Raw genomic sequence first — 24,435 nt, 5'->3', positions numbered from 1 at the left:
AAGGAGAGAAGCGATGACGATTGATCTTGTAATTCCAACTTATAAACCAGGGGAGAAGCTTTTTGAATCTCTCCGGCGCCTGTCGAGGCAGACGGTTACCTTCGGAACTATCTTTCTGATCAACACGGAGGAGGAATATTTTCCTGAACATCTTACAGAGCAGTATCCGAATGTGGCAGTAAAGCATATAAAAAAAGAAGAGTTTGACCACGGAGCCACAAGGGATTACGGAGCTTCACTTTCTGATGCGGAGATCATTGCGTTTATGACCGATGATGCGGTGCCCAGAGACAAATATATGGTGGAAAATCTGCTGAAGGCTTTTGAGGACCCCCGTGTGGGAGCCGCTTATGGGCGCCAGATGGCGGACCCGAAGGACAATTATCTGGAGTATTATACGAGGAGCTTTAACTATCCCCCGGATAGCTCCATAAAGACAAAAGCCGACCTGCCAAAGCTTGGGATCAAGACATTTTTCTGTTCCAATGTGTGCAGTGCATACAGGAAAAAAGATTATGAAGCTATGGGCGGATTCATTCACAAAACAATATTTAATGAGGACATGATTATGGCTTCCAGGCTGATCGAGTCAGACAAAGCCATTGCATACCAGGCAGATGCCGCCGTATGGCACTGGCACAACTACCGCTGTTTTGACCAGCTGCACAGGAATTTTGATCTGGCAGTTTCACAGGTATCCTACGGAGGACTGTTTCTTGAAGTCTCTTCTGAATCGGAGGGGATGAGGATGGTCCTTCACACACTGAAACATCTGCTGTTTACCGGAAGATTTTTTAAGATTCCTAAATTCATGGCGGATACGGCGTGTAAATTCATAGGCTATAAGCTGGGCAGCAACTATAAAAAACTCCCCAAAAGCCTTATCCTGAAACTTACGATGAACCATTCTTACTGGGATTCGTATGAAAAGCTTTAGATTTTCTTAACATTTCTGGTTTAGTTTTCTGTTACAATAGATAAAATTACAGACATACGTTTGGAGGATAAGGAAATGGGAAAGAAATTTAAAATTGTTATGGCTGTCTTCCTTGTATTTGCTCTTTCAATAGGAGGAGTTCTTGGATACTATGATGCAAAATTAGAGGCTTCGGTGACACCGAAGGGAAACTTAAGCAAAGTAGATGTGGGAGACGACGTTAAATTTGATAATGATGTAGTCAACATCCTGCTGGTCGGTTCTGACCGCAGATCCGACGAGACCGAGGCAGGAAGGTCGGATTCTTCTATGATCGCCACCATCAATATGAAGACAAAAGAATTAAAGCTTACCTCTTTGATGAGGGATATGTATGTGGATATTCCGGGGCACGGAAGGAACAAGCTGAATTCTGCATATTCTTTCGGCGGAGTGGACCTGCTCTACAAAACCATTGCCCAGAATTTTGATATAAAGATCGACAAATACTGTGTCGTAGACTTTTCAACATTTGAGAAGGTGATCAATGAGGTGGGCGGCATCGAGATCGACCTGGAAGAAAAAGAGGCAGACTATCTGAATACGACCAATTACATTTCAAAGAAAAAATACCGCAATGTAAAAGCCGGAAAACATGTCCTGAATGGGAACCAGGCTCTCGGTTATTCCAGAATCCGTTATGTGTCAAACAGCAGGTACGGAGACGGCGAATTCGGCCGCACCGGCCGTCAGAGAGCGGTCCTGGAAGCTACTTATAAAAAGATCATCAGGCAGAATCCGATGAAGATCCTGGATATCGGGTTCAATGCACTGGACGATGTGTCCACCGATATGAATGCAAGTTATATCAAAGGCCTGGTGACTTCTGTGGTTCAGTTCGGAATTCCGAAGGTCCAGCAGATGAGGATCCCAATCGAGGGCACTTACATGCAGGGCCGGGCACAGAGCGGCATGTTTGTCTTCTTCATCAATTTTGATGCGAACAAGGCGGCAATGGAGCATTTCATCTTCAGCAAAGGAAAAGAAGAGGATTTCGCATCCAAATTCGGCGGATATCAGAATATAGAAACTTACGGATACCCTGCAAAGCCGGATTCAGAGGATGCGTCAGAGAGTTCTCCCGGAAGCTATAAGAGATAATTTTTCACACTTACATAAAGTCGAAACAGTACAAACATTGTAAAATCTTCAGGTTTAATTAAGAAACTGTCTGTTGTTTTCTGATATAATGTGCTATAATTGTAGACTAATAAATAGCAATTCAGGAGGAGTAGCATGACGCTGAAGACATATAAAATCATTTTGAACATATTTTTAGTAATATCCGTTGCGGCCGGAGGAGTTCTTGGATATTATGATGCCAGGCTTGAAGCTGCCATCAATAAGACCGGTGATTTAGGAAGTGTAGATGTCGGTGATGTAAAGTTTGATGAGGATGTTGTAAATATTCTGCTGGTGGGTTCTGACCGGAGATCCGACGAAGAAGCGGCCGGACGGTCCGACTCTTCGATGATCGCGACGATCAATTTTAAGACAAAAGAACTGAAGCTTACCTCCATTATGAGGGATATCTATGTAGAGATCCCGGGACACGGAAGGGATAAGCTGAATTCTGCATACGCATATGGCGGCGTGGAACTGCTTTATCAGACTATTGCGAAAAACTTTGGAATTAAGATCGATAAATACTGTGTCGTAGATTTTGACACTTTTGAAAAAGTGATCAATGAAGTGGGCGGCATCGAGATCGATCTGGAAGAAAAAGAGGCACAGTACCTGAATACGACCAATTATATTTCCAAGAAAAAATACCGCAATGTAAAAGCCGGAAAACATATCCTGAACGGAAATCAGGCCCTTGGCTATTCCAGGATACGCTATGTGGTATCTAAGAAATACGGAGACGGAGATTTCGGCCGTACCGGCCGCCAGAGGGCAGTTATGCAGGCGACCTTTGATAAAGTCAAAGGCCAGAGCCTCACGAAGATCCTGGATATTGCTCTGAAGGTTTTAAGCGATGTTTCTACCGACATGGATGCCGACTACATCAAAGGTCTGGCGGCATCTGTGATCAAGATGGGAACGACGGATATTGACCAGATGAGAATACCGATTGAAGGTTCCTATAAGATGGGAAGGGCACAGCATAACATGTTCGTCTTTTTCATCAACTTCAATGCAAACAAAGCTGCCATGAACTATTTTATCTTCGGTGACGGCAAGGTTGGGGACGGATCTGACGAGGCCTTTGCCAAGGAGTACGGCGGACTAAGCGGCGTGGAGACCTTCGGATATTCGGGGGTATCCAATACTTCGTCCGGCAGTACCTCGTCAGGAAATGCGGGATATGGTAATTCAGGAGGATCTACGGGGAGCGGCTACCCTACTTCGTCTACGAGCGGCACAAGCAGGCCGGCTTCCACAGCGACCAGAAGGCCGGCTACGACAGCAGCCACCCAGGCCACAACAGAACAGCAGATCCAGGCTACCACCCACGCCACAACGGCTGCTAAACCAGAAAATACGAGTCAGGGAAACGCAGAAGAATAGTTTTTCAGTGATTTCTTGACACTGAATATTAGAATTGATAGAATTGTTAGGAGGATGAAGTCGTCTATGAAACAGATCGTACTATCTATCGTGGCGGAAAATAACCCGGGGGTACTCAGCCGTATATCCGGACTGTTCAGCCGCAGAGGCTATAATATCGACAGTATTACAGCCTGCAAGACACAGGATGAGAAGTATTCGCGAATGACGATCGCGGTCAGCGGGGATGATACCATTCTGGCACAGATCAAGAATCAGCTTATCAAGCTTGAGGATGTCATAACACTTGTGGAACTGGAGAACCCGACCTCTGTCTGCAGAGAGCTTATCTTAGTCAAAATCCGCACAGGAAAGTCGGAAAAACAGGAGATCATCACGATCGCCGATATTTTCAGAGCCAAAGTTGTGGACGTGTCAAAAGATTCACTGATGATCGAGCTTACCGGAAATGTAAATAAAATCGAAGCTTTCATAAATCTTTTGGAAGGCTTTGATATTCTGGAACTTGTGAGAACCGGACTCACCGGGCTTTCTCGCGGGGAATCCGTGCCGAGACTTGTCAAATAGGCACATATTTAATTTGAAAGGTATGGGAATACCCCTTACTTATAAAGCCTAGAAAATGGAGGAATGTAAAATGGCAAAGATTTATTATCAAGAAGACTGTAACTTATCACTTTTAGACGGAAAGACCATCGCAGTGATCGGTTACGGAAGTCAGGGACATGCACATGCCCTTAACGCAAAAGAGTCCGGATGCAATGTTATCATCGGATTATATGAAGGAAGCAAATCCTGGAAGAGAGCAGAGGAACAGGGATTTGAAGTATATACAGCTGCTGAGGCTGCAAAAAAAGCAGACATCATCATGATTCTGATCAACGATGAAAAGCAGGCTACAATGTACAAAAATGATATCGAACCGAACTTAGAAGCAGGAAATATGCTGATGTTCGCTCATGGTTTCAACATTCATTTTGGATGTATCGTGCCTCCTAAAGATGTAGACGTAACAATGATCGCTCCTAAAGGGCCTGGACACACGGTAAGAAGCGAATACGAAGAAGGCAAAGGCGTTCCTTGCCTGGTAGCTGTAGAGCAGGATGCTACCGGAAAAGCACTGGACATGGCTTTGGCATATGCACTGGCAATCGGAGGAGCAAGAGCAGGTGTTCTTGAGACTACCTTCAGAACAGAGACAGAGACAGACCTCTTCGGAGAGCAGGCAGTGCTCTGCGGCGGTGTTTGTGCACTGATGCAGGCAGGTTTTGAGACATTAGTAGAAGCAGGATATGATCCGAGAAACGCATACTTTGAATGTATCCATGAGATGAAACTGATCGTTGACCTGATCTATCAGTCAGGATTCTCAGGAATGAGATACTCTATCTCCAACACTGCAGAATACGGTGACTACATCACAGGACCGAAGATCATCACAGAAGATACAAAGAAAGCGATGAAAAAGATCCTTGCAGATATCCAGGACGGAACTTTCGCAAAAGACTTCTTAGTAGATATGTCTGATGCAGGAAGCCAGGTTCACTTCAAGGCTATGAGAAAGTTAGCTTCCGAACATCCGGCAGAAGTTGTCGGAGAAGAGATCAGAAGCTTATACAGCTGGTCTGACGAAGACAAACTGATCAATAACTAATTCGGGATCACTGATATTACATATAAAGCCAGAGTGCATGTGCACTCTGGCTTTTCTTCTGACTCCATGGGAAAGTTCATCCTAATATGTCTACCCCTTCTGCTGTCTTGCACGGTTGGTGGAATCCCTGACGATGAGATACGGTTTGTACTCTATTCGGATAAAGTATTGGCTTTTCTGTTCCGGAGTCTCATTCCACAGGATTTTTTGATAAATCGTGTCAAAAGCTTTCCGCCCTTTCTCCTCCATATAGTGTTCCACTGTGGTCAGTGAGACCGGAAGCAGTCCGGAAGGGAAATCATTGTCAAAGCTGCACACACTGAAATCTCTTGGAATCTTATATCCTTTCTTTAAAACCGCATCCATGATCCCATAGGCAACCATATCGTTATTTCCGACAAAAGCAGTGATACCGGACAGGCCCCGGTCTTCCAGACAGTCCATACACAGCTGATATCCCACATCATACTCCAGTGACAAATGATTTCTTTCATATTGGGAATCAACCTTTTGCTCTCTTACGATGACGTCATAGGGCTCATTTGCGCATAATTTTGCATAAGTATTCTGAATCGCCTTCAGCCTCTGATATCGCATGGCCAGGGATACGTCAGTCGTGATCGTCGTTGTCAAAAAAGCAATATGCCGGTGCCCTAAACTGTGCAGGTGTTCAGCCACCAGGACACCTGCGGTATAGTTATTTGTTTCAATGATATCAATGTTGATGGAAGAAGTCTTGTCACCGATCACGACAATGGGGAACTGTTTTGCAACTTTTTCCACAAATCCCGGATCGTTGGGAATCATGGTGAATATGATTCCTTCCACGTTCATATGGATGGCATCCATGACCAGTTCGTGTTCTTTCTTTACTTCCCGGAAAGTAGTAAAGATTAGTGTCTTATATCCTTTTTTATAAGCGGACTGTTCGATGGACTGGGCAATCGTTGCATAATAGGAGTTGAAAATATTGGGGCAAAAAACAGCGATTACTTTTTTGATCTGTGCAGAAGAAGGGGATCTGAGAGCAGTGTCTTTTTTCTCATGGCTTAACTCATATCCCAGCCGTTTTGCAGACTCCAGTACTTTTGCCACCGTTTCTCTTGAGAAGGAGACATCAGATCTTCGGTTTAAGATCATGGAAACAGCAGAAACAGAAATGTCCGTATCCTTTGCAATATCTTTCATCGTCACACTTTTTTTATTGGCCATGGCGGTTCTCCTTATTAAAATTTTAATTGGGTTTTATGTATTATATACAAAATATTTTTGTTGAAACTGTATATTATCCCGAAATTTATTGAAAATAATTTAAATAATTTGATAATTTAACGGGTCTGGATTAAAATTTAAGTAAAGAAAAGTTAAATTTAAATAAAATTCCGGAATGATTTATTAAAATTTTAATTAATTATAACACATCAATTAATGTGAATCAACGATTCCTAAGGAGGTTTAAGAATTATGAGAATTATACAAATTTCTGATTTTCATTTGAGAGGGGACGGGAAATTGTCTTTTCAGAAAGCAGACACAATAGCTGCATTAAACCAAACGATCGAGTACTTTTCAAAATTGAAACCTTATGAATTACCTGAATTTTTTATTGTGACCGGAGATCTGGCCGACGGGGGAACACAGGAAGGATATGAGATTATCAAGGACGGATTAGATAAGCTTCCACGGCCTTACTATGTAGTACCAGGCAATCATGACAAACGGGAGTTTTTCCTCCGTATGTTTCCTGAAAATGCACCGGTGGAAGATGATATTAAACCTTATATTTGCTACACCTTAGATGACGGGCTGATACGTGCGATTATAATTGACACCATGATTTCGGACTGCCATTACGGCGGTCTGACGGATGAAGTTGCAAAATGGCTGGAGAAGAAAATTATTGAATATCCTAACAAACCGACTTTGGTATTTACCCATCACCCGCCTTTTACTACCGGATTGGCAGCGATGGATGAGGGGTTTGCACAGGCAGACCGGCTGGCTGGAATTTTAAAGAAGCATAAAAATGTCCGCCTTTGCTGCGGACATATGCACACCGGTATTTTTACTTCATGGCAGGGAGTTTCCTGTGTGACCTGTCCGCCGATCGCCATGCAGATGGAAGTAGATTTCAGGACAAAAGACGGACCGGATGTCACGCCGGAAGAGCTGGCTGATCATTTCAAAGGGGGAGGAGATCGTTTCTTCCTTGGAAATCCCGGATATTTAATTCATGATCTGCAGAATGACATGGTAAATACCCATTATATGATAATCCCCACAGGCGCAGATTATTCCGGCCCCTGGCCATTTAAATATTATGAGGGAGAAGGCCATTAATAGTCTGATAAAGGAGAGAAAACTATGGGAGAGAAAAAATTAAGTCTTAGAAAAATTGCCGCAGTTACCCTGTTTGAAAGTGCTGTTCAATGGTATTGCTTTTTACTGTACGGCACCGCTGCAGGAACTGTGTTTGCAAAAGTATTTTTCTCACAGTCCGGGAACGGCACTACCGCATTGATTTTGTCTTATATGTCTTTTGCCATCGGATACATAGCCGGACCGTTTGGAGCGGTGTTTTTTGGACACATCGGTGACCGAAAGGGACGTAAGGTTACAATGTATGCCTCTTTATTGATGATGGGCATCTCAACATCTATTATCGGGATCTTGCCGTCGGCAGCGACGGCAGGCATTTGGGTCGTTATCGTACTTCAGTTAATGCGTCTGCTACAGTGCTTTGGACGCGGAGGAACATGGGGTGGCGGCATCCTGATGGCTTTTGAAAATGTGCCGGAGAATAAGCGAGCTTTCTACGCGGCTATTCCGCAGATCGGGCTTCCGATTGGGTTCGGATTATCCTCCATTTTAATTGCCGTACCGACTTTGGTACTGCCTGAGGAGATATTTTTTAAATGGGGTTGGAGAATTCCGTTTTTGTCGGCAATTATCCTGACACTTATTGTTGTCTATTTAAAAGGCATCACGATGGAGACGGAAGACTTCAAGAAAGCCCAGGCAAAATTAGAGGCTCAGGAAGCCGAGGGGAAGAAGCAGAAAGTAGGATTTATCCCTATGGTAAAAGGGTATTGGAAGACGCTGCTTCTCGGATGCGGAACCCGCTGGGTAGACGGAACATTTTATAACATCTTTATTGTATGGATTTTATCTTACTGCATCGGATGGCTCGGAATGCCATTGATTCAAACTTATATTATTACCATCGTTGCATGTGTCTTCAAGATTCCATTTACACTGTTCGGCGGATGGTGTGCACAAAAGTTCGGTATGACCAGGACTTTTGTCATCGGAGGCCTGGCATCGGCGGTTCTCAGTATTCCGACATTGAAAGTCATTGAGCTGAGCGGCGGAAATCTGTTTGTCACCATCATGGGAGTCGTACTCGGATGGAGCATTGCCTACAATTTAATTTGGGCAGTCATCAGCGGTCTCTGGTCTTCTTATTTTGAGACGGAAGTGCGCTACTCCGGCATTTCCTTTGTTTATCACGTTCCGAGTTTCCTGGTAGCCGGTCTTGTGCCGACCATCTGTACACTGCTGATCGACTACGGAAAAGGAGATACCATTTATGTAGGAATTTATTCTACTATTGTCGCTTTGATCAGTGTGGCCTGTGCCATTGCTTTAAAATACCGGCATGACCGGGGCATGAAATAAATCAAAATTCTAAGTGAAAATACGATTTACCCAAAGGGGCTGTCGCACTAGCTAGAAATATTTGGCTGGTCGGTAGCCCCCTTTCATCCCTAAAAGGCCAGTTCCTTTCTCTTTCATGCAACATTTCTTTTTTTAGTGCGACAGTCCCTTTTGGCTTTTTGTTTCCCAACATGATTAGGAGTTTATAGTGTTTTTTCCGCTAAGATGATAGATTGCCGCAAATAACCTAAATTTTCTCTTATGAAACGGACAAAACTATATCCTCCTGCCTGCCTTAATTTGCGGAAGACTTTATCGAGAAAAAACGATCCGGCAGGTTTGATATGGTGGTACTATGATGAGATCGGGCTGCTGAAGCCGACAAGCAAGAGTGATGCGGGATACCGGCTTTATGACGATAAAGCGTTGGAAACTTTACAGCAAATCCTGTTTTTCCGTGAATTTGATATTCCACTGAAAGAAATCAAAGCGGTCATGTTGCCAGGAAAGAACGGATGGAGCGTTTGATTGCCAGGATTGATGACATTTTGAAAGGAGATAAAAAGATGGATTTTGCAGTTTTCAGTAAATCAGAAATAGAAGAAATGTTTCAAACAATTATGGGTCATATGCCAGATGAAATGCGGCAAATGGCTATTGAGGAATCTGGCGGTGTAGAACAGTGGAGAAAACATTACATTGAAGCATTGTCCTCAGAAAAAATGCAAAAGGGCTATGCAAAGGTAGTTGAGTGGTATGGCGGCAAAGATGAATATTTGTCTGTTGTGAAGAATCCTGTCAGCAAAGAAGTTGCAGAAAGCTATAATAAAAGAATAGAGGCGATTGAGGCTTTTTATGAAAGAAGTGGTGAGCATTAAATCTAGGAAATCTTGATGATAAAGAAAAGTGATTGTTATATAGATAAAATAAGAACTGGATTTCACTATTAAGAGGTGGAGTCCAGTTTTCCTTTTTGCAATATTTCCGGAAACGGCAAAAATATTATGATTAATAATTAGAACATTGAATTTATTGCCGATAATATGATATACTATTTATAAAATTAGTATAATTTTGATTGTGAATTAACGGAGGAAATCAGATGCAATATCTTTCAGTGATAGAGATAGCGGAAAAATGGAATGTGTCGGAGCGCAGTGTAAGAAATTACTGCGCCCACGGCCGTGTGCCGGGAGCGTTTCTTTCCGGAAAGACCTGGAATATTCCAGAGAATGCAGAAAAGCCGGAGCGTATTAATAAGAAAGAAGAAAAGCCGATAACACTATTAGATATTTTGCAGAATGAGAAGAAAAATAAGTATTCTGGCGGAATTTATCATAAGACTCAGATTGATTTGACATATAACTCAAACCACATCGAGGGCAGCCGCCTGACTCATGATCAGACGAGATATATTTTTGAGACCAATACCATCGGTGTGGAAAATGAAGTCCTCAACGTGGATGATGTGATTGAAACGGCAAATCACTTCCGGTGCATCGACATGATCATCGACAATGCGAAAGCGGCATTGACTGAAAAACTTATCAAAGAGCTTCACCTGATTCTGAAGAACGGAACCAGCGATTCCAGAAAGGATTGGTTTTCTGTAGGCGATTATAAAAAGATGCCAAACGAAGTCGGTGGCATGGATACTGCACTTCCGGAAGAAGTTGCCGATAGAATGAAAGTGCTGCTTACAGAGTACAACGCCAAGGGAAAAAAGACTTTGGAGGATGTTCTGGAATTCCATGTTAAATTTGAAAGAATTCATCCATTTCAAGACGGCAACGGACGTGTCGGCAGATTGATTATGTTTAAGGAATGCCTGAAATATAATATCGTTCCGTTTATCATCGAAGATAATTTGAAGATGTTTTATTATCGTGGACTGAAAGAATGGAACGATGAAAAAGGTTATTTGACAGATACATGTCTGACAGCACAGGATAGATATAAATCTTATCTGGATTATTTTAGGATTGGATATTGAATGTCATTACTTTGAAGCTAATGAAAAGGATTTATAATGGGTGATTATATTAAAAGTAAGAAAGATAAGAAATTTCAAAGTCAGGATGCATTAAGAACAGTTCAGTCTGTAATTAATGATGCAGATGCTGCACTAAAGGATAAAGTTACAATTTACACTTAGATAATTGTTCTACGGGAAAGGGTACGAAGCATGGAAAATGAAGTATACCCGCAGGGCACACTGTATTTCATACCCTTCGGGTGGACGTGCTTCGCACGATAAGGTATACGAAAAAGATTGGGGCAAGAAGTGATAAGACGCAGTACCGGATTACAAATTTTTATTCCCATAAGGATTCACATAATCAGGCGGGCAGAGATGTTGCTCGCTCCATATCATCATTTGATTTAAGATAGGGATAAAACTCTGCCCTAATTCGGTTAAAGAATACTCTACCTTTGGTGGTATCTCTTTATAGATCTTCCGGTGCAGAAAACCATCGCTTTCTAATTCCCGAAGTTGCTTGGTTAAAGAGGACTGCGTAATTCCATCCAGCCGGCGCATTAACTCGCCAAATCTCTGAACCTTATAAAACGCTATATACCATAAGATTATGATTTTCCATTTTCCACCTAGAATAGCCTGTATGCAGCTCATGGGAACACATCTGGTCATCATTTCTTCTGTTTGAAATTTATTTCCTGTCATGTCTGATTCCTTCCTTTCACGTTTGCCTTTATAGAGAGTATATAACAACGGAAGGATATTTTAAAGCACAATCTTTTTTTAGTATTAGTACAAAAAATACTACTACTACTAAAAAAATTGCGTACTTGAATAAATCTGTCTGCTCCTGTACTCTTGTGGCAAAGGAGATGATAAACATGAGAAAAACACTTTTTACTTCTGAATCTGTAACGGAAGGACATCCCGACAAAGTATGCGATCAAATTTCCGATGCAGTCCTTGATGCCATTTTACAGAAAGAACCGAAGGCTCATGTGGCCTGTGAGATATCAGCCACTACTGGGTTAGTTGTTCTAATGGGTGAAGTATCAGCTCATGCGCTGCACAAGATTGATGTAGAACAAATTGTTCGGGATACTGTCCGGAGTATTGGATATACCGGAAATGATTTTGGGTTCAATGCGGACGGAATTGCTGTAGTCTCCGCTCTGCACAGTCAATCCCCGGACATTGCCCAGGGAGTAAACAATGCATTAGAGACTCGTTTTTCTGATACGGCTGATATTGGGGCCGGAGATCAGGGGATGGTTTTTGGATATGCCACGGATGAAACAGACACCTATATGCCAATGCCTGTCTATCTTGCACATCGGATTACCCACAGATTAGCAGAAGTCCGCAAAAATGGAAGTCTTTCTTATTTAGGGCCGGATGGAAAAGCGCAGGTTTCCGTGGAATACAAAGGCGACAGGCCGGTGCGGATTGATACCGTGATTCTTTCTACACAACATCTGCAGGAAATTTCGCATGAGGTAATTGAAGAGGATATGATTAAAAAGGTTATCATGCCGGTCATTCCGAAAGAGTTATTGGATGAGGATACCCGCTATTATATCAATCCAACTGGCCGGTTTGTGATAGGCGGTCCACAGGGTGATACCGGTTTAACTGGCCGTAAGATTATTGTAGACACCTATGGAGGATTTGCTCGTCATGGAGGAGGTGCTTTTTCAGGAAAAGATCCAACGAAGGTAGACCGCAGTGCTGCCTATGCTGCACGCTATGTTGCAAAGAATATAGTGGCGGCGGGGATTGCCCATCGATGTGAAATTCAAATTGCCTACGCAATCGGAGTGGCAACACCTGTTTCCATTTTTATTGATACCTTTGGAACCGGGGTGCTGCCGGATGAGCAGATTCTGGCTTTGGTTGAAAAATATTTTGATCTCCGGCCTTCTGCAATCATAGAAGCACTTGATCTTAGAAAACCAATCTATAAGGCTACTGCTGCTTACGGACATTTCGGAAGAAATGATCTTGACCTTCCGTGGGAACATACAGATAAAGCTAATGTGCTGCACAAAGAATTGATGAACAACACAAGCGCAGGAAAGGAGAAATGATTTATGCATTTTACAGGAACAATTTGGAGACCGCCTTATGAGGCTTACTCACTTTTGATTCAGGTAACGGCAGGATGTACCCATCACTCCTGCAAATTCTGTACTCTTTATGAGGATTTGCCCTTTAAGTTTAGAATGTCGCCGCGGGAAGAAGTAGAGGAGGATTTAAAAGAAACAAGCCGGTATTATAATAAGGTGCCGAGGGTATTCTTTACGGGAGCAAATCCCTTTGCATTGAGTGTAGATAAGCTGAAAACACTGGCAAAGAGCGTACATGAATATTTTCCGGCCTGCCAGAGTATGGGCTGCTTTTCAAGAATTACGGATGTTACCAGAAAATCGGTGGAGGATTTAAAGGAACTGCGTGCCCTTGGATATGATGGGATTACCTTCGGGATTGAGACCGGTGATGATGAAGCGCTGACCTTTATGAAAAAGGGTTATCTGGCAAAGGATATTCTCGAACAGTGCAGGAAGATGGACGAAGCAGGAATCAGCTATAACTTTTTCTATCTGACCGGCATTTCCGGTTCCGGCAGAGGGAATATCGGTGCAAAGGAGACTGCAAAAGTCATAAACCAGCTCCATCCGAAGATTATTGATGCGTCCATGCTTACGATTTATCCGACTTCTGAGCTGTACAAAGAAATTCAGGCGGGAAATTGGAAGGAAGAGACGGAGCTTGAGAAGCTGGAGGAATTAAAGACACTTATTGAAAATCTGACAGTGGATGCAAAGTTTGCTACAGATGGAGCCTCTAATCTGATTCAGGTGCGCGGTAATCTGAAAAAGGACAAGAAGAAGCTGGTTCGGTTTTTGGAGCAGCAGATCAGCAGTCAGGATGAAGCATACCTTCGGAAATATCGTGAGAATCTTCGTCACCTGTAATACAGGATGAAGTGTCAGCAAAGCGATTTGCTGTGCTGGAAAGACAATCATTTTCTGCAGCGCAAATCGCAGAGCTGTATAAAAAGGAGGGACATTTATGCATTTTACAGGGCGCACATGGAGACCGCCTTACGAGGCAAGCTCGTTTATCTTACAGGCAACATCAGGCTGTACCTATCGTAATTGCAGCTTCTGTAGTTTGTATAAAGATGAACCATTTCGGATGTCTCCAATGGAGGAATTTGAGGAGGATCTTGCCGAGCTGAAACATTATCAGCCAAACGCAAGGAGAGTTTTTCTGACTGGCGCGAATCCATTTGCTATGAGTTATGAGAATCTGAAACTCCGGGCGCTGACAGTCCGGGATTATCTGATCAAATGTCAGACGATTGCCATGTTTGCCAGTATTCGGGATATAAAAAATAAAGAGGTCTGGCAGCTTAAGAAACTGCGGGCTATGGGAATCAATGGGCTGACGATTGGGACAGAAAGCGGAGATGATGAAACGCTTACTCTGGCAAGAAAGGGCTACACTTCTCAGGATATACTGGAACAGTGCCGGAAGCTGGATGAAGCCGGGATTGAATATTATTTTGTGTATATGACAGGACTGTCGGGAAGAGGTGGGGAGTACCGCAATGCGGTAAACAGTGCGAAGCTGTTCAGCCAGTTAAATCCTTATTTTATTTCTGTGGATTCCCTGACGCTTTTCCCGGAAACAGAATTATATCAAAGGTATCAGGAAGGAACTTTCCTTCCGTCAACGGAGAAGGACAGACTGCGGGAACTACAGATTTTTATCAGCACTTTGCAGTTAAGAATACATTTGTTTGCGGATTCGAAATCGAATTTTTATCCGACTACGGCATACCTGCCAAAAAAGCGTGAAAAAATCCTTGGGGAACTACAGCATGTGATTGATACGGTGGATGAGAAAGACATGGAAGCGTACCGAGCAGGATTGCGGTCATTGGGTTGATGGGACATTACATATGGAAGGCCTGATTTTATATAGAAATAATAGATAGAAAAAAACTTTTGTATGTGGTGAATGTGGGGTATTGGATCGAACTATTGATGATGCACATCTGATTATCCCAACTAGTGCTGTACGAGATGAAGGTACAAGTTATCATTATTTGCCAGTTTCAGATGAAGTGGAACTTGATACTTATGGAATAAAAGTGATTGAAGAAGTATTTAAAAGCCAATGTTTATCAGCTATACCCGGCTCTTTCTTTTATCCTTTGCAGCACGGAGACTGCACATCCAGTCCATCCAGATAGCCTTTCCCCCACTGGCATAAAGCGTCCAATATCGGAATAACACTGCGACCAAATTCGGTAAGGGAGTAGATCGTTTTTGGTGGTTTCTCCGGGATGACCTCTCGATGAACCATTCCGCAATTCTCTAAATCATGGAGCTGACCGGAGAGCATTTTGGGGGTTGCCTTTGGGATGAGCCGCTGCAGTTCCATGTAGTGGAGAGACTGGTCTATCAGGTGCCAGAGGATTAAAGGTTTGTATTTGCCGCTGATTAAAGACAGTGCGGCTTCAACCGGGCAGTTAAATTGAGTTTGTTTACAGTTCATGTTGCGTCTCCTTTTCTGCAAGGGTGCTACCTTTTTTGAAAGTACCTATCAAAAAAGTGCATTCTTGTGGATATTACATTTCATGCTACAATAAATTCATGGTTGGTTTGACATACCGAATACATGATACACAGAAAGGGGTAATTATTATGGATTTTATCAATATTGCAAAACAGCGTCATTCTGTACGCAGCTACAAAAATCAGAAAGTGGAGCCGGAAAAGTTGGAGCAGATTCTGGAAGCAGCTCATGTGGCTCCGACAGCCGCTAACCTTCAGCCGGTTCATCTGATTGCTGTTCAGAGTGAGGAGGGTCTGGCGAAGGTCAGTAAGGCCGTTGGTATCTATAATGCACCGTTGGCGATCATTGTTTGTGCAGATCATAACAAGGCATGGGTACGTCCATTCGATCAGAAACAAAGTGGTGACATTGACGCATCCATCCTGACTGACCACATGATGCTGCAGGCCACAGAGTTAGGTCTTGGAACCGTATGGGTTTGTTACTTCAAGCCGGATGTACTGCGCGAGGAATTTAACCTTCCGGATAGTCTGGAACCGGTCAACATTCTGGTAATTGGTTATTCTGATGATGATCCGGCAGATACGAATCGTTTTGATACACAGCGTATTCCGATGAGCCAGTTGGTTTCCTATGAAAATCTGTAAATGAATACTTGGCACAGCCCCTGTAAAACAAGCACAGGGGCTGTGCTTTTATCGCTCTGAAATATGTGCGTAGGTTTCTTCCAGTATCCAGCCGATGTGTTCGTCCTGCAAGGAATAAAATACGTTTTTACCAACCTTGCGGGAGTAGACCAGGCGTACAATCCGCAGCGCACGAAGCTGATGGGAGATGGCTGATTTTGTGGCCTGCATTTCCTTTGCCAGATCACTGACACAGTATTCTTTCTCCATCAGACGCCACAGTATCCGCATACGGGTATAATCACCCATTGCTTTATAAAGTTCAGATAGCTGCTGCAATTCCTCTGGTTTTGGAACCATAAAAGTTGTATGTTCCGTTGTATTCATGTAATTTCTCCAATCTATGTGTAAGCTGTTTGACAGATAAAATTTAAATAGCTATGATAGTTCCAGGAAGGAGATCATTTTTGATGTCACATTATAATCTACCTCACAACCACGGACAGAATATTGAACGGGTATTAGACAAGATGCCTTCTGTGAAAGGCTTTACTAATATAGCATTTTTATTTCAGCAGCTTGATGATCCGACACGTCTGCGGATTTTGTGGCTGCTCTGTCACTGTGAAGAATGTGTCTGTAACATTGCGGCGGCTGTGGATATGAGTGCTCCCGCAGTATCGCACCATTTGCGGATACTGAAAAAAAGTGGGATCATATCCAGCCGCAGGGAAGGAAAAGAAGTGTATTACTCCTTGTCAGACACACAACAGGCTAAATTATTGCATCGTTCTATTGATGCGTTATTTGAAATATCCTGCCCGACAAATCAATAGAGGAAATACCCTCCGGGTATACCATGATGTCATGATTACAGGACGAATAAGGGAAATGCGCCGCTTTCATGTTAGGTGAAGTGCGGCGCATTTCGGTTCTCAAATCTTTTTAGATCTGGGAAGGCACATCCAGCCGCTTTACCCGCATGGCACGGATTGCGTTTAGGATGGCAATGACGGAGACACCGACATCGGCAAATACGGCCGCCCACATATTGGCGTATCCCAAAGCACCTAAGATGAGTACCAGGAATTTCACACCCAAGGCAAATACGATGTTCTGATTTGCGATACGGATCGTCTTTCTGGCAATCTTCATCACAGAAGCGATTTTGGATGGTTCATCCGTCATCAATACAACGTCAGCAGCTTCAATGGCTGCATCGGAACCCAGACCGCCCATAGCGATACCTACATCGGCCCGTGCCAGTACGGGAGCATCGTTGATGCCGTCCCCGACAAAGACAAGTTTTCCTTTTTCACTTTTTTGTTTCAGCAGTTCTTCTACACGGTCAACCTTATCGGCAGGGAGCAGTTCAGTGTATGCCTGATCTAATTCAAGACGGTTTGCTACCTTTTTTCCAACGGCATCTGCATCTCCGGTCAGCATGACTGTTTTGTGGATTCCGGCGGATTTCAGACGTTTGATTGCTGCTGGAGCATCTGCTTTGATCTCATCTTCTATGACAATACATCCGGCATATTTTCCGTCACAGGCCAGATAAACAACGGTGCCGACAGCAGTAGAAGGGGTGTATTGGATACGTTCCTTTACCATCAGCTTGGCGTTTCCGGCCAGAACTGCTTTACCGTCAATGACAGCCCGCACGCCATGGCCTGCGCTTTCCTGAACCTCTGTGATGCGGCCGCTGTCAATTTTTCTGCCATAGGCTTTCTTGATCGAGAGCGAGATTGGGTGATTAGAATAATCCTCCGCATATGCGGCCAGTTCCAGAAGCTGTGTGTCTTTCATACCTTTTGGATTGACCTCACTGACGGCAAAGGAACCTTTGGTCAGAGTACCTGTTTTATCAAAGACTACCATTTCCGTATGAGCAAGTGATTCCAAATAGTTGCTGCCCTTTACAAGAACACCGATCCTGGACGCACCGCCGATACCTCCAAAGAAACTAAGCGGGATGGAGATGACGAGCGCACAGGGACAGGAGATAACCAGGAAGGTCAAAGCACGGTAAATCCAGGTTCCAAATGACTGCCCGGTGATCAGTGGTGGCAGGATGGCAAGTGCGAGGGCTGCGAATACCACAGCAGGGGTGTAGTATCGGGCAAAGCGTGTGATAAAGTTTTCTGTCCGGCCTTTTTTGTCGCTTGCGTTTTCCACCAGATCAAGGATTTTTGCAACCGTAGACTCTCCAAATTCCTTTGTGGTCTGGATGGTCAAAATACCAGTCTGGTTGATACATCCGCTGATGACTTCCATTCCCGGCTCTACTTCACGGGGCATGGATTCCCCGGTAAGGGCAGAAGTATCCAGTGCAGAGGAACCTTTGAGGATTGTTCCGTCCAAAGGGATGCGTTCTCCCGGCTTTACTACGATGACATCTCCGATCTGCACTTCATCTGGATCAACCTGCACCAGTTTTCCGTCCCGTTCTACGTTGGCATAGTCCGGGCGGATATCCATCAGGCCTGCGATGGATTTGCGGGATTTGGAAACCGCATAAGACTGGAACCATTCGCCTACCTGATAAAACAGCATAACGGCAACACCTTCGGAATGTTCCCCTAAAATTAATGCGCCAACGGTGGCTATCGTCATCAGAAAGTTTTCATCAAATACCTGCCCGTGGAGGATGTTTGTGATCGCTTTCCATACAATATCCCATCCAACAACAGCGTAGCAGACAAGGAATACACCCATTTCTACGTATTCAGGAAGCTGTAAGAAGCTCCCTGCAAAGAACAGCACTGCCGCCACAATGATGCGTGTAAGCAGATGCTTTTGTTTTCGTGTCATAATTTCTATTCTCCTTTCATGGCAGGGAAAGCGGTAATTGTACTTTCCCTGTGTCTTAATGGAACAAAGTGGGCAAGCCCACTTCAACGCCCCAACCCCTCCCTCACTCTTTGAGGGGCTTGACAACTTTGCGTGCCTGATGCAATTTGCCGCAGGCAAATAATTTCCTTACGCATCTGTGCACAACCCGCGGAGCGTTTTTATTTCATAGGGAAGGTCGTAGAACTTTCCTATGAAATAAAAAACACCGGCTACCAGGAAACGGCAGCCGGTGTCCAGCTTTTCATCACACCTTGACAGTTACATCCGGCTCGATTTTCTTGATCAGTGCCTTTGCTTCGGTCAGGATGGAGGCGAACTTGTCATCCGGTGCCTCCAGTACCATCTTCTGGTTCAAAAAGTTCACGGATACATTCGTAACACCGTCAATCTTTTTCACGGCACTTTCGATCTTTGCTGCGCAGTGTCCGCAGTCAAGGTCGATTAATTTGATTGTTTTCTTCATAGGATGATATCCCCTTTCTATAGTTATTTGGTTGGTTTGACATGGCTGAACAATTAAAAGAATGTTTAATCGTTCATGCCGTCAGTATATTCACGAAAAGGCACAAAGTCAACGGTTTTGGGAGCAGTTCTGCCCTTTGGATTGGAAAACCTGCTGATTGGATTTTCTGCAAAAAAGGAATTGCTTTTTGGATCAAAAATGCTCCTTTATGGAGCGTACAAAACCAGGAAGGCGTGTTTATAATGATTGTGTTCCCTACGGGGGACGGGTAGTATATGTCAGTGGACACTGACATATGCCTCCGGCAGATTGCAGGCGTGCATAGGTGCACATTATCAGCAAAGCTGATATGCACGCTGCAGCAGGGACACAGGAGTGTCCCTGATAAAAATAAAAAGAAAGAAGGGATGAAATTGCAAAAGGAGCAATTTGACATTACGGGTATGACCTGCTCGGCCTGCTCGGCCAGGATTGAAAAGAGTGTGGGAAAACTGCCCGGCATCAAAGAAGTGTCCGTCAATCTGTTAAAGAACAGCATGGTTGCTTCTTATGATGAATCTGTTCTGGATACAGCAGGGATTGTCCAGGCTGTTGAAAAAGCCGGATATGGGGCATTCCCCAAAACGGCTGCAAAGGTCCAGAACAAAAGCAGTGCCGCAGGCCGGACTCAAAATCCGGAAACCAGTACGGCACAGGCAGAATATAAGCAGATGAAACAGCGGCTCCTGCTGTCTGCCATTTTTACTATACCGCTGTTTTACATATCAATGGGACACATGATGGGCTGGCCGCTTCCAGGCTTCCTTTTAGGAATGGAAAATGCCATGAGCTTTGCTTTTACACAGTTTCTGCTTCTGATCCCGGTGGTATTTGTCAATTCGAAATATTACCGGATGGGATTTAAGACGCTGTTTCACGGTTCTCCCAACATGGACTCCCTGATTGCCATAGGCTCCGGTGCGGCGATTGTTTACGGGATTTATGCCATTTATAAAATAGGCATCGGGTTCGGATATGGGGATATGGTTACCGTCCATAGTTTTATGATGGATCTGTACTTTGAATCCGCAGGCATGATCCTGACGCTGATTACTTTAGGGAAAACTCTGGAAGCCCGTGCAAAAGGGAAAACCTCAGATGCGATTACCAAGCTGATGAACCTGGCCCCCAAGACTGCAACCGTAGAACGTGATGGACAGGAGTTTACCGTTCCGGTGGAGAAAGTGCAGGCCGGGGAAACGCTGATCGTGAAAGCGGGAGAGTCTGTACCAGTAGATGGAATTGTCATTGAAGGATTTTCTTCTGTGGATGAGTCTGCCTTGACAGGTGAAAGTATTCCGGTAGAGAAGCATATCGGAGATAAGGTCATTGGGGCAACCATAAATAAGTCCGGCTATTTTAAGATGCAGGCGACCAAAGTGGGTGACGATACCACATTGTCACAGATTGTCCGTCTGGTGGATGAAGCGACCAGCTCTAAAGCGCCGATTGCAAAGATGGCCGATAAAGTCAGCGGTGTGTTTGTACCAGTGGTAATCAGCATTGCATTGATTGCCGTTGTCGTATGGCTGTTGTTGGGTTACGGGTTTGAATTTGCCCTTTCCATTGGTATTTCCATCTTAGTGATTTCCTGCCCCTGTGCGTTGGGGCTTGCCACACCTACCGCAATCATGGTCGGAACCGGAAAGGGTGCAACAAACGGCATCCTGATTAAGTCTGCGGAAGCTCTTGAAACAGCACATGGTATTGATACGGTAGTTCTTGACAAGACCGGAACGATCACACAGGGAACTCCGGTAGTCACAAACTTATTATGTGGAGACGGTGTAGGTCAGAAGGAACTGCTGCAGATAGCGGCTTCCCTGGAAAAACTGTCCGAACATCCATTGGCAGACGCAATTGTGGCAGAAGCAGAAAAAGAAAGGATTTCTTTCCTTCAGGTAAGTGATTTTAAACAGATTCCCGGCCAGGGTATTGTAGGAAAGATCGGAAACGATATCTGCTATGCCGGAAACCGGAGGTTACTCCAGGCAAATGGCATTTCGGGCGGAGCACTCCTGCAGCTTGGGGAATCTATGGCAGTTGACGGTAAAACACCGCTGTTCTTTGCCCGTGGCGGGCAACTCATTGGTGTGATTGCCGTAGCTGATGTGGTAAAGCCTACCAGCCGTCAGGCAGTACAGGAATTGTCTGCGATGGGCATTGAGGTGGTCATGCTGACCGGAGATAATGCGAAAACAGCAGAAGCGATCCGGCGTCAGGTTGGCGTGGACCGTGTAGTAGCCGAGGTATTTCCACAGGATAAGGAAAAGGAAATCCGGCGTTTGCAGGATAGCGGTAAAAAAGTGGCGATGGTAGGCGATGGAATTAACGATGCCCCGGCGCTTGCCAGGGCAGATGTAGGCATTGCCATCGGAGCCGGAACGGATGTGGCGATTGAGTCAGCGGACATTGTTCTGATGAAAAGTGACCTGCTGGATGTGTCAACGGCGATCCAGCTCAGTAAGGCAGTCATCCGTAATATTAAGCAAAACCTGTTCTGGGCGTTTATTTATAATATCATCGGTATTCCAGTGGCGGCAGGGCTGTTCTTTCTGCCGTTTGATTTGAAATTGAATCCAATGATCGGGGCATTTGCCATGAGTTTCAGTTCCGTGTTTGTAGTATCAAATGCGCTGAGGCTTAGATGGTTTAAAGCAAAACACACATCCCATGCGGAACCAAATGAGGACCGCGTGTATGAACGGACAACAATAAAAAGTGAAAGCAAAGGAGCGATCCAAATGGAAAAAGTATTGAATATTGAAGGTATGGTTTGTATGAACTGTGTAAAGCACGTAGATAAGGCATTGCGGGAAATCCATGGCATCAAAGATGTGGCAGTTCATCTGGAGAGCAAGTCCGCCCAGGTACAGATGAGCCAGGATGTACCGGATGATGTACTGAAAGCCGCTGTTGAAGATGCGGGTTATCAGGTTGTAAGCATTCAGTGAGCGGGCTGCCTATGAAAGCAAAAAAGAGCGACATTACCCATAAACTGAAGATTGCCAGAGGGCAGATTGACGGTATCCTGCAGATGATTGAATCTGATCGGTATTGTGTGGATATATCCAATCAGCTCCAGGCAACACAGGCTTTACTGCGAAGTGCCAATCAACAGATTTTACAGGCTCATATCAGAAACTGTGTCAGGGAGGCCCTGCAGACGGATGTTGAAAATCCAAAGCTGGAGGAAGCGCTTCAGCTTTTGGAGAAAATGAATCAATGATTTTCAGGGCGGTGCAATTCACAATTAGGCTGTACCGCCCTTTCTATGGAGGAAATATGCTGGAACTGAAAAATATCTCTTTTGAGGTTTCCGGGGATTCCGGTTCAAAAGAGATTTTACAACAAATCAATTTATTACTGCCAGACGACTGCTTTATAGCGGTAACCGGCCCTAATGGTGGCGGAAAGTCCACCCTGGCAAAGATGATTGCCGGAATCGAACAGCCTACATCCGGACAAATTTTGTTAAATGGTGAGGACATCACACATATGGAAATTACTGAGAGGGCGCAGAAAGGGATCAGCTTTGCTTTTCAGCAGCCGGTCCGCTTCAAAGGTATTACCGTGCTTGATCTGATACGAATATCGGTCGGCCACGATTTGACCGTTTCGCAAGCGTGTGAGTACCTCTCCGAAGTTGGCCTGTGTGCCAGGGATTATATCCACCGGGAGGTAAATGGCAGCTTGTCAGGAGGCGAGCTGAAGCGGATCGAAATTGCAACCAGTCTGGCAAGGTCAGCCCCGTTGTCTATTTTTGATGAACCAGAGGCAGGGATTGACCTGTGGAGTTTTCAAAATCTGGTACAAGTTTTTGAGAATATGAAATGTAAGCTGCACGGCTCTATTCTGATCATCTCCCATCAGGAGCGCATTTTGAACATTGCCGATGTGGTTCTGGTAGTAGTCGATGGCCGGATCGTGCGCCAGGGAGAACGTGACGAGGTGCTGCCGGAACTTTTGAACAGCTCCGATGTGGGTGGCTGCCGATTCTATCAGGAAAGGAAGTGATAAGAAATGGATCTGATACAAAAGAAGTTGTTGGAGGCTGTGGCTGGTCTGCATGAAATTCCGACGGGGGCTTTCAATATCCGTTCTAATGGAAAGAGTGTGGAGCGTAGAACTACGGAACACATTGATATCTTATCTAAAGAAGATGGTTCGGGTATTGATATTAGAGTAAAGCCGGAAGTCAGGGGCGAAAGCGTACATATACCAGTCATCATCAGCCAGTCGGGACTATCCGAAGCCGTATATAATAACTTTTACATTGGAGAGAATGCCGATGTGACGATTATAGCGGGCTGTGGAATCCATAACGGAGGCACAAAAGCCAGTCAGCATGATGGCATTCACAGATTCTTTCTTGCTCCAGGTGCAAGAGTGAGATATATTGAGAAACATTATGGCAGCGGAGACGGTATGGGGAAACGGATCATGAATCCTCAGACTATCGTGCATATTGCAGAAAACGGATACATGGAAATGGAAACGGTGCAGATTAAGGGAGTGGACTCAACGGAGAGGCTTACCACTGCCGATCTTGATGCCGGAGCAACACTTGTGGTCACGGAACGGTTACTGACACACGGCTGCCAGAGCGCAAAAAGTACCTTTGAAGTAGCCCTAAACGGGGAGGGGGCAGGAACCCATATCATTTCCCGTTCCGTAGCAAAGGAACATTCAAAACAGCTTTTCATATCCCGTGTCAATGGCAATGCCCCGTGCAGCGGTCATACGGAGTGCGATGCTATCATTATGGATGAGGCCAGTGTCCGGGCAGTGCCGGAGATTGCTGCAAACTGTACAGATGCGGCATTGATCCATGAAGCTGCGATTGGTAAGATTGCCGGGGAGCAGATTGTAAAACTGATGTCCCTCGGACTGACAGAACAGCAGGCAGAAGAACAGATTATTAGCGGTTTCCTGAAATAAGTAATAATCAGCGGAGGGATGAGCCACCGTTGTTTGTGGTTCCTTATACCGGGTAGGAAAAATTATTACCGTATGGAGCGCAACTTCTGCTTGATGGAGCGTACAAGGAAACCCTGATTTTATATACTTAATATGGTTGGTTAGATA

At 44.5% G+C, this 24,435-nt stretch carries 25 protein-coding genes; 19 read left to right on the top strand and 6 right to left on the bottom strand.

What is annotated here, in order from left to right:
* The first annotated feature begins 13 nt into the window (after positions 1-13).
* The 5 genes from CI597_RS08010 (at position 14) to ilvC (ending at position 5,141) form a co-directional block, all read left to right on the top strand.
* Positions 14-937, top strand: a complete 924-nt coding sequence (locus CI597_RS08010; RefSeq protein WP_024727504.1) for a glycosyltransferase family 2 protein — start codon at positions 14-16, stop codon at positions 935-937.
* Between the two features lie 75 nt (positions 938-1,012).
* The gene (locus CI597_RS08005) at positions 1,013-2,077 is read left to right on the top strand and encodes an LCP family protein (protein ID WP_024727505.1); all 1,065 of its coding nucleotides are present in this window, start codon (positions 1,013-1,015) and stop codon (positions 2,075-2,077) included.
* A gap of 135 nt (positions 2,078-2,212) precedes the next feature.
* A complete protein-coding gene (locus tag CI597_RS08000) occupies positions 2,213-3,487 on the top strand; it encodes an LCP family protein (RefSeq protein ID WP_024727506.1) in 1,275 nt (424 codons plus the stop codon).
* Positions 3,488-3,553: 66 nt separating this feature from the next.
* Positions 3,554-4,054, top strand: coding sequence for an acetolactate synthase small subunit (ilvN, locus tag CI597_RS07995; RefSeq protein WP_009289590.1), 501 nt, complete (start codon positions 3,554-3,556; stop codon positions 4,052-4,054).
* Positions 4,055-4,124: 70 nt separating this feature from the next.
* Positions 4,125-5,141, top strand: coding sequence for a ketol-acid reductoisomerase (ilvC, locus tag CI597_RS07990; protein WP_024727507.1), 1,017 nt, complete (start codon positions 4,125-4,127; stop codon positions 5,139-5,141).
* 90 nt (positions 5,142-5,231) lie between these two features.
* Here ilvC and CI597_RS07985 read toward each other — a convergent pair whose 3' ends face one another.
* Complete coding sequence (locus tag CI597_RS07985) at positions 5,232-6,353, bottom strand: LacI family DNA-binding transcriptional regulator (protein ID WP_024727508.1); 1,122 nt, start codon at positions 6,351-6,353, stop codon at positions 5,232-5,234.
* Positions 6,354-6,605: 252 nt separating this feature from the next.
* Between CI597_RS07985 and CI597_RS07980 the strand changes: the two genes are divergently transcribed.
* From CI597_RS07980 to CI597_RS07965, 5 genes are all read left to right on the top strand, one after another.
* Entirely contained in the window at positions 6,606-7,481 is an 876-nt protein-coding gene (locus CI597_RS07980; protein WP_024727509.1) for a metallophosphoesterase, read from the top strand.
* 24 nt (positions 7,482-7,505) lie between these two features.
* The gene (locus CI597_RS07975) at positions 7,506-8,819 is read left to right on the top strand and encodes an MFS transporter (RefSeq protein WP_024727510.1); all 1,314 of its coding nucleotides are present in this window, start codon (positions 7,506-7,508) and stop codon (positions 8,817-8,819) included.
* 279 nt (positions 8,820-9,098) lie between these two features.
* The gene (locus tag CI597_RS19185; RefSeq protein WP_330607085.1) at positions 9,099-9,326 is read left to right on the top strand and encodes a MerR family transcriptional regulator; all 228 of its coding nucleotides are present in this window, start codon (positions 9,099-9,101) and stop codon (positions 9,324-9,326) included.
* Positions 9,314-9,676 (top strand): hypothetical protein, encoded by a 363-nt coding sequence (locus CI597_RS19180; RefSeq protein ID WP_330607086.1) that lies wholly within the window; start codon positions 9,314-9,316, stop codon positions 9,674-9,676. Before CI597_RS19185 ends, CI597_RS19180 begins: the two co-directional genes overlap by 13 nt.
* Before the next feature lie 224 nt (positions 9,677-9,900).
* A complete protein-coding gene (locus CI597_RS07965; protein WP_024727511.1) occupies positions 9,901-10,791 on the top strand; it encodes a Fic family protein in 891 nt (296 codons plus the stop codon).
* A gap of 312 nt (positions 10,792-11,103) precedes the next feature.
* Here CI597_RS07965 and CI597_RS07960 read toward each other — a convergent pair whose 3' ends face one another.
* Positions 11,104-11,481 carry a winged helix-turn-helix transcriptional regulator gene (locus tag CI597_RS07960; RefSeq protein WP_024727512.1) on the bottom strand — a complete coding sequence of 126 codons (378 nt, stop codon included), beginning with the start codon at positions 11,479-11,481 and terminating at the stop codon, positions 11,104-11,106.
* 176 nt (positions 11,482-11,657) lie between these two features.
* Between CI597_RS07960 and metK the strand changes: the two genes are divergently transcribed.
* The 3 genes from metK (at position 11,658) to CI597_RS07945 (ending at position 14,730) form a co-directional block, all read left to right on the top strand.
* On the top strand, positions 11,658-12,863 hold the full coding sequence (metK, locus tag CI597_RS07955; protein ID WP_024727513.1) for a methionine adenosyltransferase: 1,206 nt from the start codon (positions 11,658-11,660) through the stop codon (positions 12,861-12,863).
* 3 nt (positions 12,864-12,866) lie between these two features.
* Positions 12,867-13,751: a radical SAM protein gene (locus tag CI597_RS07950; protein WP_024727514.1), complete on the top strand. Its 885-nt coding sequence runs from the start codon at positions 12,867-12,869 to the stop codon at positions 13,749-13,751.
* Positions 13,752-13,848: 97 nt separating this feature from the next.
* Positions 13,849-14,730 (top strand): radical SAM protein, encoded by an 882-nt coding sequence (locus CI597_RS07945; RefSeq protein ID WP_024727515.1) that lies wholly within the window; start codon positions 13,849-13,851, stop codon positions 14,728-14,730.
* A gap of 261 nt (positions 14,731-14,991) precedes the next feature.
* Here CI597_RS07945 and CI597_RS07935 read toward each other — a convergent pair whose 3' ends face one another.
* Positions 14,992-15,342 (bottom strand): winged helix-turn-helix transcriptional regulator, encoded by a 351-nt coding sequence (locus CI597_RS07935; protein WP_024727516.1) that lies wholly within the window; start codon positions 15,340-15,342, stop codon positions 14,992-14,994.
* 149 nt (positions 15,343-15,491) lie between these two features.
* Between CI597_RS07935 and CI597_RS07930 the strand changes: the two genes are divergently transcribed.
* Positions 15,492-16,010 carry a nitroreductase family protein gene (locus CI597_RS07930; protein ID WP_024727517.1) on the top strand — a complete coding sequence of 173 codons (519 nt, stop codon included), beginning with the start codon at positions 15,492-15,494 and terminating at the stop codon, positions 16,008-16,010.
* A 48-nt stretch (positions 16,011-16,058) separates the two neighbouring features.
* Here the strand turns inward: CI597_RS07930 and CI597_RS07925 are convergent, their stop codons facing one another.
* The gene (locus CI597_RS07925; protein ID WP_024727518.1) at positions 16,059-16,376 is read right to left on the bottom strand and encodes an ArsR/SmtB family transcription factor; all 318 of its coding nucleotides are present in this window, start codon (positions 16,374-16,376) and stop codon (positions 16,059-16,061) included.
* An 83-nt stretch (positions 16,377-16,459) separates the two neighbouring features.
* Here CI597_RS07925 and CI597_RS07920 point away from each other — a divergent pair, with 83 nt between their 5' ends.
* Positions 16,460-16,825, top strand: a complete 366-nt coding sequence (locus CI597_RS07920) for an ArsR/SmtB family transcription factor (RefSeq protein ID WP_024727519.1) — start codon at positions 16,460-16,462, stop codon at positions 16,823-16,825.
* Between the two features lie 109 nt (positions 16,826-16,934).
* On the opposite strand, the gene CI597_RS07915 is transcribed toward CI597_RS07920, so the two are convergent.
* Together CI597_RS07915 and CI597_RS07910 are read right to left on the bottom strand one after the other, a co-directional pair.
* The gene (locus CI597_RS07915; RefSeq protein WP_024727520.1) at positions 16,935-18,803 is read right to left on the bottom strand and encodes a heavy metal translocating P-type ATPase; all 1,869 of its coding nucleotides are present in this window, start codon (positions 18,801-18,803) and stop codon (positions 16,935-16,937) included.
* 286 nt (positions 18,804-19,089) lie between these two features.
* A complete protein-coding gene (locus tag CI597_RS07910; protein ID WP_024727521.1) occupies positions 19,090-19,308 on the bottom strand; it encodes a heavy-metal-associated domain-containing protein in 219 nt (72 codons plus the stop codon).
* Positions 19,309-19,715: 407 nt separating this feature from the next.
* On the opposite strand from CI597_RS07910, the gene CI597_RS07900 reads away from it, so the two are divergent.
* From CI597_RS07900 to CI597_RS07885, 4 genes are read left to right on the top strand one after another with little or no spacing between them, the layout of a single operon-like run.
* Entirely contained in the window at positions 19,716-22,301 is a 2,586-nt protein-coding gene (locus tag CI597_RS07900; RefSeq protein ID WP_235824577.1) for a heavy metal translocating P-type ATPase, read from the top strand.
* An 11-nt stretch (positions 22,302-22,312) separates the two neighbouring features.
* Positions 22,313-22,576: a metal-sensing transcriptional repressor gene (locus CI597_RS07895; RefSeq protein ID WP_022279545.1), complete on the top strand. Its 264-nt coding sequence runs from the start codon at positions 22,313-22,315 to the stop codon at positions 22,574-22,576.
* Between the two features lie 56 nt (positions 22,577-22,632).
* Complete coding sequence (locus CI597_RS07890) at positions 22,633-23,364, top strand: ABC transporter ATP-binding protein (RefSeq protein ID WP_095142908.1); 732 nt, start codon at positions 22,633-22,635, stop codon at positions 23,362-23,364.
* A 6-nt stretch (positions 23,365-23,370) separates the two neighbouring features.
* Entirely contained in the window at positions 23,371-24,288 is a 918-nt protein-coding gene (locus tag CI597_RS07885; protein WP_024727524.1) for a SufB/SufD family protein, read from the top strand.
* Positions 24,289-24,435 lie beyond the last annotated feature (147 nt).

It is taken from the genome of Anaerostipes hominis (ex Lee et al. 2021) (assembly GCF_002270485.1).
Classification (GTDB): Bacteria; Bacillota; Clostridia; order Lachnospirales; family Lachnospiraceae; genus Anaerostipes; species Anaerostipes hominis.
This window is presented reverse-complemented; position numbering and strand designations above follow the sequence as displayed.

Coding starts and splice junctions, on each gene's coding strand:
- CI597_RS08000 (WP_024727506.1), top strand. CDS start 2,213: ATGACGCTGAAGACATATAAAATCATTTTGAACATATTTTTAGTAATA.
- CI597_RS07885 (WP_024727524.1), top strand. CDS start 23,371: ATGGATCTGATACAAAAGAAGTTGTTGGAGGCTGTGGCTGGTCTGCAT.
- CI597_RS07950 (WP_024727514.1), top strand. CDS start 12,867: ATGCATTTTACAGGAACAATTTGGAGACCGCCTTATGAGGCTTACTCA.
- CI597_RS07915 (WP_024727520.1), bottom strand. CDS start 18,803: ATGACACGAAAACAAAAGCATCTGCTTACACGCATCATTGTGGCGGCA.
- CI597_RS19180 (WP_330607086.1), top strand. CDS start 9,314: ATGGAGCGTTTGATTGCCAGGATTGATGACATTTTGAAAGGAGATAAA.
- metK (WP_024727513.1), top strand. CDS start 11,658: ATGAGAAAAACACTTTTTACTTCTGAATCTGTAACGGAAGGACATCCC.
- CI597_RS07930 (WP_024727517.1), top strand. CDS start 15,492: ATGGATTTTATCAATATTGCAAAACAGCGTCATTCTGTACGCAGCTAC.
- CI597_RS07900 (WP_235824577.1), top strand. CDS start 19,716: ATGAAATTGCAAAAGGAGCAATTTGACATTACGGGTATGACCTGCTCG.
- CI597_RS07895 (WP_022279545.1), top strand. CDS start 22,313: ATGAAAGCAAAAAAGAGCGACATTACCCATAAACTGAAGATTGCCAGA.
- ilvC (WP_024727507.1), top strand. CDS start 4,125: ATGGCAAAGATTTATTATCAAGAAGACTGTAACTTATCACTTTTAGAC.
- CI597_RS07965 (WP_024727511.1), top strand. CDS start 9,901: ATGCAATATCTTTCAGTGATAGAGATAGCGGAAAAATGGAATGTGTCG.
- CI597_RS07975 (WP_024727510.1), top strand. CDS start 7,506: ATGGGAGAGAAAAAATTAAGTCTTAGAAAAATTGCCGCAGTTACCCTG.
- CI597_RS07960 (WP_024727512.1), bottom strand. CDS start 11,481: ATGACAGGAAATAAATTTCAAACAGAAGAAATGATGACCAGATGTGTT.
- CI597_RS07890 (WP_095142908.1), top strand. CDS start 22,633: ATGCTGGAACTGAAAAATATCTCTTTTGAGGTTTCCGGGGATTCCGGT.
- ilvN (WP_009289590.1), top strand. CDS start 3,554: ATGAAACAGATCGTACTATCTATCGTGGCGGAAAATAACCCGGGGGTA.
- CI597_RS07945 (WP_024727515.1), top strand. CDS start 13,849: ATGCATTTTACAGGGCGCACATGGAGACCGCCTTACGAGGCAAGCTCG.
- CI597_RS07920 (WP_024727519.1), top strand. CDS start 16,460: ATGTCACATTATAATCTACCTCACAACCACGGACAGAATATTGAACGG.
- CI597_RS08010 (WP_024727504.1), top strand. CDS start 14: ATGACGATTGATCTTGTAATTCCAACTTATAAACCAGGGGAGAAGCTT.
- CI597_RS07985 (WP_024727508.1), bottom strand. CDS start 6,353: ATGGCCAATAAAAAAAGTGTGACGATGAAAGATATTGCAAAGGATACG.
- CI597_RS08005 (WP_024727505.1), top strand. CDS start 1,013: ATGGGAAAGAAATTTAAAATTGTTATGGCTGTCTTCCTTGTATTTGCT.
- CI597_RS07935 (WP_024727516.1), bottom strand. CDS start 15,342: ATGAACTGTAAACAAACTCAATTTAACTGCCCGGTTGAAGCCGCACTG.
- CI597_RS07910 (WP_024727521.1), bottom strand. CDS start 19,308: ATGAAGAAAACAATCAAATTAATCGACCTTGACTGCGGACACTGCGCA.
- CI597_RS07980 (WP_024727509.1), top strand. CDS start 6,606: ATGAGAATTATACAAATTTCTGATTTTCATTTGAGAGGGGACGGGAAA.
- CI597_RS07925 (WP_024727518.1), bottom strand. CDS start 16,376: ATGAATACAACGGAACATACAACTTTTATGGTTCCAAAACCAGAGGAA.